We start from the raw sequence: 13,564 nt of genomic DNA on the forward strand, positions 1-13,564 counted from the left end.
ATGTGATGAAGCGAGTATAGTGCAGTTAACACAGTTAGAAGGCCAAGTACGACGTAAAAACTAGCCTAGGCGTTTAACCGACATGACATCTTTGATTTGTTCTACTCGGCTCGTCACTCGACTCAGAATTTCAATATTGGTCACTTCCAAATCAAAATCCATTACCGACAGCTGACGTTTATAGTCGATACGGCTCTTCATTGTGGTCACACTGATCTTTTCATTCGAGAACAGTGAGGTAATGTCTTTCAACAAACCATTACGCTCTAACGCTTCGACGCGTAGCGTTAGGATGTATGAGCCGACAAATCCATGCCCCCAAACAGTATCGATAATACGTTCTGGAGCATGTAGGTTAAGTTCGCTTAGTTGTTCACAGTCACTACGGTGAACAGAGATACCACGACCTTGAGTGATGTAACCTTTAATCATATCGCCTGGAATAGGCTGACAACAGCGAGCGAGGTGTGTCATTAGGTTATCAACACCTTCAACCACTACCGCATCTTTATTTGGACGACTCTGTTGTGCAGGCTTATTTTCCGACTCAAGCAGCTTTTCTAACGCTTTTTTATCTTCTTCTTCCGCCGTTGGTTTATTGACCAATGCATTGATGTGGTTAACCACTTGGTTAATACGTAAGTCTCCACTGCCGATGCCAGCATAAAGCTCATCAGGAGTGTTGACGTTAAAGCGTTTTAGCGCATATTGGTCGGCATCTTTTAGGGTAGCCCCCACTTTCGCGAGTTCAACTTCAAGGATATCTCGACCGGCTTCTAAATTTTTCTCGCGGCTTTGTGCTCTGAACCATGCGTTGATTTTTGCACGAGCACGACCTGAGTGAACGAAACCTGTGGTTGGATTTAGCCAATCACGCGATGGATTCGGTTCTTTCTGAGTGATGATCTCTACTTGGTCGCCCATCGATAGTTTATGGGTAAACGGTACGATACGTCCTGCTACTTTGGCACCAATACAGCGGTGCCCTACCATCGAATGGATGTGGTAAGCAAAATCGAGAGGCGTAGCCCCCATCGGCAAATCGACCACGTCACCGCGAGGTGTAAAGGCGTAGACACGGTCATCGAACACTTGGCTACGAACTTCATCTAGCATCTCACCAGAATCCGACATCTCCTCTTGCCAATCGATAAGTTTACGCAACCAAGTAATTTTCTCGTCGTAACCACTGCGAGCGCTTGTAGCACCTTCTTTATACTTCCAGTGCGCAGCAACCCCCAGCTCAGAATCTTCGTGCATTTGCTTGGTACGGATTTGAATCTCAATGGTCTTACCTTCAGGACCAAGAACCACGGTATGGATAGATTGGTAACCATTGGGTTTAGGGTTAGCTACATAGTCATCAAATTCACTGGGAAGGTGTTTATATTTGGTGTGAACCACACCTAGGCCGGCATAACAGTCTTGAAGTTGATCGGCGATGATACGCACAGCACGCACGTCAAAAAGCTCATCGAAGGCCAAGCCTTTCTTCTGCATTTTACGCCAGATACTGTAGATGTGTTTTGGTCGACCACTCACTTCAGCATTGATGCTTGAACGTTGCATTTCTGCCGTTAAGTCGTTAACGAAGTCTGTGATGTATTGTTCACGTACAATGCGACGCTCAGACAACTGCTTGGCAATCTGCTTGTAGGTGTCTGGCTGTTGGTAACGAAATGCGTAATCTTCAATTTCCCATTTAAGCTGACCAATGCCTAAGCGATTTGCTAATGGAGCGTAGATATTGGAGCACTCTTTCGCCGCTGCACGACGCACAGCATCTGGAGCCTTTTTCACTTCAATAAGGTTACATATTCGCTCCGCCAGCTTGATAACTACGCAGCGGAAATCATCGACCATAGCCAATAACATGCGACGAACGTTATCGACTTGACCCGAGGCAGCACTGCCTTCAAGGGTGACGTTTAGCTGGCCCAAAGCCGCCATCTCTTCGACGCCATCAATCAACTTTACGATTTCTTTGCCGTAGCTTTCTTCAAACGCTTCACGCTCAAAAACACCACTTGAGACGACGGGGAAAAGTTGTGCTGCCACTAAAGTGGCACGATCCATAGACAAGGTGACCAAAATTTCGATCATCTCGCGCCCACGCCAAAGCAAGAGCGAAGCTTGTTCATGATCTTTTAAAAGCTCTTCACAGTGAAGATAAACTTTGATCAGTTTATTCGAGGTCTTTGCATCTTGATTCAGTGACGCAATCCAACGTTCTAGCTCAAACTGTTCGCTTGGGTTTAAATGTGCGCTTCGTACCGCAACCATCATGTCTTCCTAGTTATTATGTTTTATACCCAATTCAATATGACTAACTGGTTCCAAGTTAGTTCGACTCATATTGATATCAACGCAGTCTTAACTGCGCCTTTGTGATTCATTTTTAAGCCTTGATAAAAAGAGCCATCGATTCTAGATGGCTGGTGTGGGGGAACATGTCCAACATACCAAGCTTGGCTAATTGATAGCCTTGTTTTTCTAGGCTCTCAGAATCTCTAGCTAGAGTAGCAGGATTACACGAAACATAAACCACACGCTTCGCGCCTAACGCTGAAATTTGATCAACGATCCCACTCGCTCCAGCCCTTGCAGGGTCGAGCAATACTTTATCGAATTTCTCTTTTGCCCAAGGCTGTAAGGATAAGTCTTCTTCAAGGTTCGCTTGGTAAAATTCCGTATTACTTAGCTGGTTTAATTCTGCATTAGATGCGGCCTGTTGTACCATTTCAGTAACACCTTCCACACCGACCACAAACGCCGACTGTTGTGCGATAGGTAAGCTGAAGTTACCTAAACCACAAAACAGATCAAGCACCCGCTCATCCGCTTGAGGTTCTAGCCACTCGATCGCTTGAGCCACCATCTGTTGATTGACCTTTTGATTCACTTGAATGAAGTGATTTGGCTCAAACGGCAATGTCACACCGGTTTCATTATAAGCTGGCGTATCACCCACCAAACGAATCAACTTGTCCGCTTCTGGCATAGAATACAGCGTAGCGCCTTCTGTCTGAGCCAACTCAATCAAAGATTGCTCATCTTTTTCAACCAAAGGCTTAAGGTGACGTAGCACCATGACAGGGCCAGTATCGCCCAACACCAATTCTACGTGTCCTAAAGAGGTAAGGTTACTGAAAGTGTTAAGTAAATTTTTCAGCTTTGGCAGCAGTACATTAAGACGAAAATCAAGCACAGCACAGTCGGTGATATTTTCAATCTGCTTACTTTGCTTCTTACGGAAACCGAACTGAAGCTGCTGTGTCTTTTTATCAACAAATAGGCTGATACGCGCGCGACGACGATAACCCGTTTCATCACCCACGATCGGTTGGGCAACTTCGGTTTCAACGGTTTGATATTGGCTCATCAGATGTGAAAGAGACTGTGCTTTGTGCTCAACCTGAGAGGCGTAACCAAAATGCTGAAGATGACAGCCACCACACTGATTAAAGTGCTTACAAAACGGCTTTAGGCGCTGCTCGCTTGGCTTTAATAATTTGATGAGTTTCGCGCGTGCAAATTTACTCTTACTCTCAGTCAGTTGAATGACCACCTGCTCACCGGGCAATGCCCCATCAATGAAAACAGGTTTGTTTTTCTGATAAGCGATGCCAGCGCCATTGTGATCCATTCGTTCAACCAAAACCGATTGATGCTTGGTCTCGAATTGAGTTTTCTTTTTTGGTTGGAAAAAACGTGCCATTGCTTATGCCTAATGTATCTTTTAATTAGTAATTGGTATCCAGGGCTCACTATTCTGCCTTGGAATCATTGTCGAACGTCACGGCTTTGATTAAGCTTACCGTTCACTTAACCGCCATTGGGTGCGTTATTTTCCCATATCCAGACCTCGATGTAATTAAAGAACATGACCAGATATGGCTTAAGAGCCCGTGTAATTACCTTAACTCTAGCTCCAACATTGATTATTGGGTTGCTATTGAGTGCATTTTTCTCATTTAACCGCTATCAAGACCTTGAAGGTCAAGTGGTGAACACTGGTACTAGCATCATTGAACCACTGGCGATTGCGAGTGAATCAGGCATGCAGCTCGAAAGTCGAGAGTCTGTTCGACAGCTGATTAGCTATGCGCATCGAAAAAATTCTAAGCTGGTGCGCAGTATCGCGGTGTTTGATGAACGTCACGAGCTGTTTGTAACCTCAAACTTTCACCCTGACTTTGAAAGCCTGACCTACCCCAAAGATAAACCGATTCCGCATTTAAGCTCATCGAACCTGCTCGATAATACGCTGATTCTTCGGACGCCTATCATTGCTGAAGGTCAGTATATAAACTCAGCCAATGGCCAATCTCAAGCCAACCAAGCGATCGGTTATATCGCGATAGAGTTAGACCTTTCATCACTTCGATTACAACAATATCAAGAGGTGTTTTCTGCATTCTTAGTATTGGTTCTCGGGCTTGGGCTTTCAGGTGTGTTTGCCTTCCGCTTAATGCACGACGTGACCCAGCCGATCACACACATGAAAAACATGGTCGACCGAATTCGTCGTGGTCATCTCGATGTACGTATCGAAGGCAAAATGCATGGTGAACTAGACTCGCTGAAAAACGGTATCAATGCGATGGCAGTGTCGCTGTCGGAATATCACGTTGAAATGCAACACAGTATTGACCAAGCGACCTCCGATCTACGTGAAACACTTGAACAGTTAGAGATTCAAAACGTTGAATTAGACATTGCGAAAAAGCGTGCTCAGGAAGCGGCTCGTGTTAAGTCTGAATTCTTGGCGAATATGTCTCACGAATTAAGAACGCCGCTCAACGGTGTAATTGGCTTTACTCGCCAAATGCTCAAAACCCATCTATCGAACAGCCAAACTGATTACTTGCAAACTATTGAACGCTCGGCGAACAACCTACTCAGTATTATTAACGATATCTTGGATTTCTCGAAACTCGAAGCTGGCAAGCTAGCCTTAGAGAACATCCCATTTGAATTCCAATCCAGCCTCGAAGAAGTTGTGAACCTTCAAGCAACTAATGCTCATGAAAAAGGCTTAGAACTGACCCTCAAGATCGACCCTAAAGTACCGCCAGGCGTTGTTGGTGATCCACTACGTATCCAGCAGATCTTGACGAACCTAGTTGGTAACTCCATCAAGTTTACTGAGCATGGCAACATTGATATCAGCGTTGAACTTCGCTCACAAAGCGAAGACAATATCGAGCTTCAATTCATGGTTCGTGATACTGGTATTGGTATATCGGAACGTCAACAAGCTCAACTTTTCCAAGCCTTTAGCCAAGCAGATGCAAGTATTTCTCGTCGTTATGGTGGTACAGGTTTAGGTCTGGTTATCACCCAAAAATTGGTGAGCCAAATGGGTGGTGAAATCAGTCTAACCAGTCGTCTTCACCAAGGTTCAACCTTCTGGTTTACGTTGAGGCTTTCTACCACTGATATGCCGATGACGGAGCTGATTGAAACTCAGTGTCTACAAAACAAACAACTACTGTTGATCGAACCAAATATGCAAGCAGCGTCAATTACCCAACAGATCTTAACCCAAGAAGGGCTTGTGGTCACTTATCGTTCGGTGATGCCTGACGAGTCAACCTCGTATGACTACGTTCTGCTAAACCTTGCATCAAACCAAGAATACCAATTTGATACCGTAAGTGGTTGGGCTATTGGCGCTAAAAAAATAGCTCAGAACGTAATTATTGGTACACCAAGTACCGAATTAGCGTTAGGTGAACAATTGATGAAAGAAGTGGATGTTCAGTGCATCACCAAGCCTCTTTCTCGTAAGAAACTGCTTCAAACCCTAGTATCGAACCAAGCTCCAACCTTGATTGCACCGGCAATTGAAACGCACTCGGAAGTGAAGCTTCCATTCACCGTATTGGCTGTCGATGACAACCCTGCAAACCTTAAATTGATTACCGCACTACTGAAAGAACGCGTAGAAACCGTCATCAGTTGCACTAGCGGTCAGCAGGCCATCGACAAAGCGACAGAAACACCATTTGATATCATCTTCATGGACATTCAAATGCCACAAATGGATGGTGTGACCGCTTGTCAGAATATCAAAAAACTAGCAAATAATGCGAATACTCCGATCATTGCAGTGACCGCTCATGCCATGATTGGTGAACGTGACCGGTTGCTTGAGGCGGGCATGGATGACTACCTAACGAAACCTATTGAAGAGCATATATTACAACAGGTTCTGATTCATTGGAGCCCAACCTCTGAGGTTGAGCATATCGAAAAAATAGACCCAGATCACCCAGCAGTCTCAGTCGAAATCGATAATAGCCAAATATCAGAAAGTGAAATAAGTGTGCACAAAAACATCATCATAGATTGGCAAGCTGCAATGAAACAAGCAGCCAATAAAGAAGACCTCGCACGAGATATGTTGCAAATGCTAGTGGACTTTATTCCTGAGGTTTATGAGGCAACTGAGAGAGCGATAGAAGATAGTGATTACCCTGTTGAAGAGCTAATACACATTATCCACAAGATGCATGGCAGCAGCTCATACAGTGGTGTACCAAGGCTTAAATCGGTATGTGCAACGATAGAGAAAGAGCTGCGATCTGGCATTTCCATTGAAGATATTGAACCGGAGCTTTTTGAACTTCAGGATGAGTTAGATAAGGTTCAAGCAACCGCGGTTCATTATTTAAAACCATCTAGCATCTGATATCTAGTTAGCGATTTAGCGTTTAACGACTCAGAATACAAACCAATAAAAAAGCAGAGCTCATGGACTCTGCTTTTTTATGTTAGCTGATTAATTAGGCACTAAATTTAGATTAGCGGCAACAGGTTTAGGATTCGAGTAATACCGTTGCCACAGCATAGTGGCGCTCATCCGAGATAGTGAGGTGGATCGACCTGATTCCAGTCGTATCGGCGATTTCACGAGCTTTCTTATGTAGGATCAATACTGGCTTACCATGTTCATCATTTGAAATCTCGAAGTCATGAAAGGTCACACCAAGGGCAATCCCCGTACCTAACGCTTTAGATGCCGCTTCTTTTGCGGCAAAACGCTTTGCAAGGTAGCGCCCTTTTTGCTTAATTTTCTGAAAGACTTCAAATTCAGAACTCGTCAAAATACGCTGAGCAAAAGCGTCACCACTTCGTGATAGTGCCTTCTCTATGCGTTCAATTTCTGCGATATCGGTACCTAATCCAACAACAGCCATTATTAACCTTTACTACTCAACTCGTTACTACTCAACATGCTACGACTCAATTTGTCGCTTATGGTTACCGCTTACCTAAGTTACCGCTTGCCTAACTACTTATTATTACGTGCTGTTTCCATAACGGATTTCATGTCTGCAACGGCTCTGTTCAAGCCATCAAAGACAGCACGTCCCATGATAGAATGGCCAATATTCAGCTCATAAATCTCAGGAAGCGCCGCAATCGGTGCTACATTGTGGTAAGTCAGGCCATGACCCGCATTGACAGTGATACCAAGATCGTCAGCATAGCTTGCGCCAGCTGCAATCTTTTTCAGTTCATCTTGTTGATCTTCTTCTGTTTTCGCATCAGCGTAATGACCAGTATGAAGCTCAATGAACGGCGCACCACATACTTTAGCTGCATCGATTTGCTGACGATCCGCATCAATAAATAGCGACACCTTAATACCAGCAGCAGACAGTTTTTCCGTCGCCGCTTTGATCTTTTCAAGTTGGCCGACAACGTCTAAGCCACCTTCAGTGGTCAGCTCTTCACGTTTCTCAGGAACTAAGCAAACGAACTCAGGATTAGTATCGAGTGCAATTTGAACCATTTCGTCCGTCACAGCCATCTCTAAATTCATTCGTGTTTGAATAGTTTCAGCCAGAATACGCACATCACGATCAACAATATGGCGACGATCTTCACGTAAATGGATGGTAATGCCATCAGCGCCTGCACGTTCAGCGATTTCAGCTGCGTGTACTGGATCTGGGTATTTAGTCCCACGTGCATTACGTAGTGTTGCAATATGATCGATATTAACGCCTAAAAGGATTGAGCTCATTTTCCAATACTCCGTGCTCTAGAGAGGGCTATTGTTGGCATAAATAGCTCTCTGCTTTTTAATGGTTTGCCGCCAAGATACGGCTTTAAGGCTATGCGTGTAAAGCGTTTTGCTGCTTTTAACTGTTCTTTAGTGATAAACCTACGCTCGCTGATTGCGATAAGTTCATCGCCCATAAATGTCAGATTATCTCGACGCACTGAAGCAATAAAACCTTTCTGTTCTCGGTATCGATAAGTCATGTTTGGCGCGACCAGTTCACCGCTACCAGCGCAATGCAAAAAGTCGACACCATATCCCATCGCGGATAGTAGAGCCAACTCAAAACGACGCAATGCTGGCTCCGGATTTTCATTATGAGCCAGTTCTGTTAAAGCATGAAGATAGTCATGAAAAAGTGCAGGCATGGGTACTTCGGCCATCAACACTCGACCAATCAGCTCATTCACGTACATCGCTGAATATAAGTTTATCCCCGAGAGAGGAAGCCCTAAACTAATCGGCTCAGCTTGACGTAAGGTTTTCATTGAACTGTTGCCAGACCACTTTAGCAATAGCGGCGTAAAAGGTTGTAATGCACCTTTCAAATTGGAACGCTTGCTTCGAACGCCTTTAGACATCAAGGTCACCCGACCGAACTCTTCGCTGAAGACGTCCAAGATCAGACTCGACTCACTGTATGGTCGACGGTGCAACACAAAGCATCGATGTAAACCTTCGCTCAATCACTTACCCTTCTTACAGATACAAAAAGAGAGAGTTCGCACTCTCTCTAGAAATTATATTAAGTTCTACTTTCGTGATATCAGAAAGTGACGTTCAATATATTATAGATCGTCGATGTAACCTAATGAGCGAAGTGCACGCTCATCATCAGCCCAACCCGATTTAACCTTGACCCAAGTTTCTAAGTAAACCTTACGGCCAAATAGATCTTCCATATCAATACGCGCTTCACGACCAATTGTTTTGATCTTCTCGCCCGCTTTACCAATCACCATTTTCTTTTGACCCGTTCGTTCAACAAGAATCAGGGCGTTGATGTGGAAGCCATCGTTGTCTGGGTTGTAATCAAAGCGCTCTATTTCAACCGTTACCGAATAAGGTAGCTCTTCGCCTGTGAATCTCATCAGCTTTTCACGGATAATCTCAGACGCCATAAAGCGCTGCGAGCGATCCGTCACGTACTCTTCAGGGAAGTGATGGGTCGCTTTTGGTAAATGCTCACGTACATGCTTACGTAATACATCAATGTTTTTACCTTGCTTCGCCGAGATTGGCACAACATCAACGAATTCCATCTTCTTAGAGACTTCCATCATATGCTGCATGACGTTAGTACGATCCTGAACGTTATCAACTTTGTTAATGCAAAGTACAACTGGGAAGTCCGTCTTCTTCAGTTTGTTCAGAACCATTTCATCGTCGTCAGTCCAGTGTGTTCCATCCACAAGGAAGAAAACTAGGTTCACATCACTCAGAGAACTGTTCGCCGCACGGTTCATCAAACGGTTGATTGCACGCTTTTCTTCAATATGAAGTCCAGGAGTATCAACAAAGATCGCTTGGTAATCCCCCTCAGTTTCGACGCCCATAATGCGGTGACGTGTCGTCTGTGGTTTACGTGATGTAATAGAAATCTTCTGTCCCAGAATATGGTTCAGAAGCGTCGATTTACCTACGTTTGGGCGACCTACAATAGCGATGAAGCCACAGTGTTGGTTTTCCGGTAGGCCCGTTTTTTTGCTATCAGATGAAAAAAATGCATCGATATCGAAATCTTGGTTGTTATCAGACATTGCTTAGTTGCTCTAATGCTGTTTCAGCAGCCGCTTGCTCTGCCTTGCGGCGGCTAGTGCCTTTACCGATAACAGGTTTATCCACACCTGCCACTTCACACTCAACCGTAAACTCTTGGTTGTGTGCTTCACCTTTAATATTAGTCACTGTGTAGACAGGTAGAGGATTTCTTCGACCTTGTAAAAACTCTTGAAGGCGAGTTTTTGGATCTTTTTGAGATACTCCAGGCTGAATAGCTTCTAGGCGAGATTGGTACCAGCTCAAAATAATGCGACGAACCGTCTCGGTATCACTATCTAAATAGACAGCACCAATAATCGCTTCAACCGCATCCGCTAGAATAGAATCACGACGGAAACCGCCACTCTTCAACTCACCTGGACCTAATTTTAAGTAATCTCCTAGTTCGAATTCACGACCTAGTTCAGCCAATGTATGACCACGCACCAGTGTTGCACGCATACGGCTCATGTCACCTTCGTTTACCTTAGGAAAACGGTGGTAAAGATCATCAGCGATAACAAAACTTAAAATTGAATCGCCCAGAAACTCAAGACGTTCGTTATGTTTACCTGCGGCGCTGCGGTGAGTCAGCGCCAAGTGGATAAGATCGGCATCATTAAACTGATAGCCAATCTTTCTCTCTAGTTTATCAATTGGAGAATTCATGATCTCTCGATGTGTTAATTGATCGATTAATGAATCCCACCGATGCGATTAAAACGCACACCAGTAGGAATCCATGTTGGAAGTACACTGTCTGAACCACGTTCGAACTCGAAGCTGATCCAAATCGCAACGGCCTTACCAACAAGGTTTGCTTCAGGGACAAAGCCCCAGTAACGGCTATCGGCACTGTTGTCACGGTTATCACCCATCACAAAGTACTGGCCTTCTGGAACGACCCACTCGTTAACACCATTACGGGGCTGATATGCTTGCACACGATCACGGCGTAATGGGTTAACTAAAATTTGGTGCTCTACGTCTCCAAGCTGTTCATTCAGCTGAATAAGAGGCACACCATCTTGAACAAATTGGCTTTCTTCAACGTGACTTAGTTTCACTGGATCACAGCTACTTGTACCCTTCGCTTGAATGCAAATCTCTTTTCGACTGCTGTAACGAATGGTGTCACCTGGCATACCAACAACACGCTTGATGTAGTCGATATTAGGCTGAGGTGGGTACTTAAATACGATTGAATCACCACGTTCTGGTTTGCCCGTTTCAACCAGTTGAGTACGCCATACCGGGTCTTTTAGACCGTACGCATACTTCTCTACCAAGATAAAATCACCCACCAAAAGGGTTGGCATCATCGAGCCAGACGGGATCTGAAACGGTTCATAAATAAATGAACGCAGAATCAAAACAAATGCAATGACCGGGAAAATGGAAACACTGTTCTCAACCCACCAAGGCTGAGCCGTAACTTTTGCGCTAGTTTCAGCGTCTAGGCCTGTCGATTGTGCTTCAACGTCAGCCAGTTTCTGCTGGCGCTTCTTTGCCCACAACAACTTTTCCAATGCCCATACAATGCCAGTCACTAGAGTTACGATCACTAAGATAAGTGAAAATGTATTAGCCATTGATATCCCTTAAATTTCATTTCTTTAAAAATAACGAAAGTGAAAGAGTATAACCCTTTCACTCTGCTTAATATTTCTAATTATTATCAATCACACTGACTAGATGCTTAAAAGATTACGCAGGAAAAATCGCTTAGTTCTAGATGCAAAGTGCAGTGACTAGTGGGCCTAATTGCTATCTTTGCAACAAAGAAATAAGCGATTTTAACCAGTAATATTTAGCAGTTAGTTAGTACGATTGATACTAGTCTTTTCCAACGTGAAGGATGGCAAGGAAAGCTTCTTGAGGCAGTTCAACGTTACCGATCTGCTTCATACGCTTCTTACCTTCTTTTTGTTTCTTAAGAAGTTTCTTCTTACGACTGATATCACCACCATAACATTTTGCGATTACGTTCTTACGCAGTTGTTTCACTGTAGAACGAGCAATGATGTGGTTACCAATCGCAGCTTGAATCGCAATATCGAACATCTGACGAGGGATGAATTCTTTCATCTTCTCTACCAGTAGACGACCACGAGACTGAGCAATGTCTTTGTGCGTAATGATCGCTAGTGCATCAACCGTTTCACCATTCAACAATACGTCTACACGTACCATGTTTGATGGCTCGTAGCGTTGGAAGTTGTAATCCAATGATGCGTAACCGCGAGACGTTGACTTCAGACGGTCGAAGAAGTCTAGAACCACTTCTGCCATAGGAAGATCGTACGTCACAGCAACTTGGTTACCATGGTAAACCATGTCTACTTGTACGCCACGCTTCTCAACACACAGTGTGATTACGTTACCTAGGTAATCCGAAGGTACCAGAATATTACAGCGTGCAATTGGTTCACGAATTTCTTCGAGGTCATTAACCGCTGGCAGTTTAGCCGGGCTATCAACGTACAGAACTGTTTTATCTGTTTTTACAACTTCATACACTACGGTTGGAGCCGTTGTGATGAGGTCTAGGTCGTATTCACGCTCTAGACGCTCTTGGATGATCTCCATGTGAAGCATTCCTAAGAAGCCACAACGGAAACCAAAGCCAAGTGCTGCTGAACTTTCTGGTTCGTAGAACAGTGATGCATCATTTAGGCTTAGTTTGCCTAGTGCGTCACGGAAGTTTTCGTAGTCATCAGATGAAACAGGGAACAGGCCTGCATATACCTGAGGCTTCACTTTTTGGAATCCAGGTAGACGTTCAGTACAGCCGCCTTTAGCAAGCGTCAAGGTATCACCAACAGGCGCACCTAGAATGTCTTTAATGCCACAAACAACCCAACCTACCTCGCCAGTATTCAGCTCAGTGGTGTCGATTCGCTTAGGTGTGAAGATACCTAGACGGTCAACTCCCCAAACTTGGTCTGTCGACATGACTTTTATCTTGTCATTCTTCTTCAGCTTACCGTTTTTGATACGTACCAAAGAAACTACGCCAAGGTAGTTATCGAACCAAGAGTCAATAATAAGGGCTTGTAGAGGCGCATCTGGATCACCTTCCGGTGGTGGAATAGCCGTTACGATGTTTTCTAGAACATCGTCAACACCTACCCCTGTTTTCGCAGAACAGCGAGTCGCTTCCATAGCATCGATGCCAACGATCTCTTCGATTTCTTCAGCAACACGCTCTGGTTCAGCTGCGGGTAGGTCAATCTTGTTCAAGATTGGCACCACTTCCAGCTCCATTTCGATTGCTGTGTAACAGTTTGCTAGAGTTTGTGCTTCAACACCTTGACCAGCATCTACTACAAGTAGCGCGCCTTCACAAGCCGCTAGAGAGCGAGATACTTCATAAGAAAAGTCTACGTGTCCAGGGGTGTCGATAAAGTTAAGTTGGTAAGTTTCACCATCTTTAGCTTTATAATCTAAAGTCACACTCTGCGCTTTAATTGTAATACCACGTTCGCGTTCTATATCCATAGAATCGAGGACTTGAGCTGCCATCTCACGTTCACTTAATCCTCCACAAACTTGGATTAAGCGGTCAGAAAGGGTCGACTTACCGTGGTCGATGTGGGCGATAATCGAAAAATTACGAATGTGCTTCATAGGCTTGGTATGACTAAACTCTTTGTATAGGGATAATAAGAAAGCCGCTATGCTTCCAACCTAATATTAGCATTGGTGGCGGCATTTCAATCAAGT

Annotated in this window: 10 protein-coding genes; 1 reads left to right on the top strand and 9 read right to left on the bottom strand. The window is 44.4% G+C overall.

Going from position 1 to position 13,564, the window contains the following annotated elements; all coding sequences use genetic code 11:
- Positions 1-60: 60 nt before the first annotated feature.
- Both relA and rlmD read right to left on the bottom strand, forming a co-directional pair.
- Positions 61-2,283 carry a GTP diphosphokinase gene (gene relA, locus OCT63_RS13225; RefSeq protein ID WP_060468616.1) on the bottom strand — a complete coding sequence of 741 codons (2,223 nt, stop codon included), beginning with the start codon at positions 2,281-2,283 and terminating at the stop codon, positions 61-63.
- 115 nt (positions 2,284-2,398) lie between these two features.
- On the bottom strand, positions 2,399-3,718 hold the full coding sequence (gene rlmD / locus OCT63_RS13230) for a 23S rRNA (uracil(1939)-C(5))-methyltransferase RlmD (protein WP_161679709.1): 1,320 nt from the start codon (positions 3,716-3,718) through the stop codon (positions 2,399-2,401).
- 165 nt (positions 3,719-3,883) lie between these two features.
- On the opposite strand from rlmD, the gene barA reads away from it, so the two are divergent.
- The gene (barA, locus tag OCT63_RS13235; protein ID WP_161687816.1) at positions 3,884-6,697 is read left to right on the top strand and encodes a two-component sensor histidine kinase BarA; all 2,814 of its coding nucleotides are present in this window, start codon (positions 3,884-3,886) and stop codon (positions 6,695-6,697) included.
- 127 nt (positions 6,698-6,824) lie between these two features.
- Here the strand turns inward: barA and acpS are convergent, their stop codons facing one another.
- From acpS to lepA, 7 genes are all read right to left on the bottom strand, one after another.
- A complete protein-coding gene (acpS, locus tag OCT63_RS13240; protein ID WP_161687814.1) occupies positions 6,825-7,205 on the bottom strand; it encodes a holo-ACP synthase in 381 nt (126 codons plus the stop codon).
- Positions 7,206-7,300: 95 nt separating this feature from the next.
- The gene (pdxJ, locus tag OCT63_RS13245; protein ID WP_102508279.1) at positions 7,301-8,038 is read right to left on the bottom strand and encodes a pyridoxine 5'-phosphate synthase; all 738 of its coding nucleotides are present in this window, start codon (positions 8,036-8,038) and stop codon (positions 7,301-7,303) included.
- Positions 8,035-8,763, bottom strand: a complete 729-nt coding sequence (gene recO, locus OCT63_RS13250) for a DNA repair protein RecO (protein WP_269983863.1) — start codon at positions 8,761-8,763, stop codon at positions 8,035-8,037. The genes pdxJ and recO overlap by 4 nt, the downstream gene beginning before the upstream one ends.
- Before the next feature lie 102 nt (positions 8,764-8,865).
- On the bottom strand, positions 8,866-9,837 hold the full coding sequence (gene era / locus OCT63_RS13255; RefSeq protein ID WP_017056566.1) for a GTPase Era: 972 nt from the start codon (positions 9,835-9,837) through the stop codon (positions 8,866-8,868).
- On the bottom strand, positions 9,830-10,507 hold the full coding sequence (gene rnc, locus OCT63_RS13260) for a ribonuclease III (RefSeq protein WP_017056565.1): 678 nt from the start codon (positions 10,505-10,507) through the stop codon (positions 9,830-9,832). Before rnc ends, era begins: the two co-directional genes overlap by 8 nt.
- Before the next feature lie 26 nt (positions 10,508-10,533).
- On the bottom strand, positions 10,534-11,430 hold the full coding sequence (lepB, locus tag OCT63_RS13265) for a signal peptidase I (protein ID WP_269983864.1): 897 nt from the start codon (positions 11,428-11,430) through the stop codon (positions 10,534-10,536).
- A gap of 244 nt (positions 11,431-11,674) precedes the next feature.
- Positions 11,675-13,468, bottom strand: coding sequence for a translation elongation factor 4 (lepA, locus tag OCT63_RS13270; RefSeq protein ID WP_017056563.1), 1,794 nt, complete (start codon positions 13,466-13,468; stop codon positions 11,675-11,677).
- Between the last annotated feature and the right edge of the window lie 96 nt (positions 13,469-13,564).

Source organism: Vibrio sp. RW (genome assembly GCF_027587105.1).
GTDB classification, from domain to species: domain Bacteria; phylum Pseudomonadota; class Gammaproteobacteria; order Enterobacterales; family Vibrionaceae; genus Vibrio; species Vibrio toranzoniae.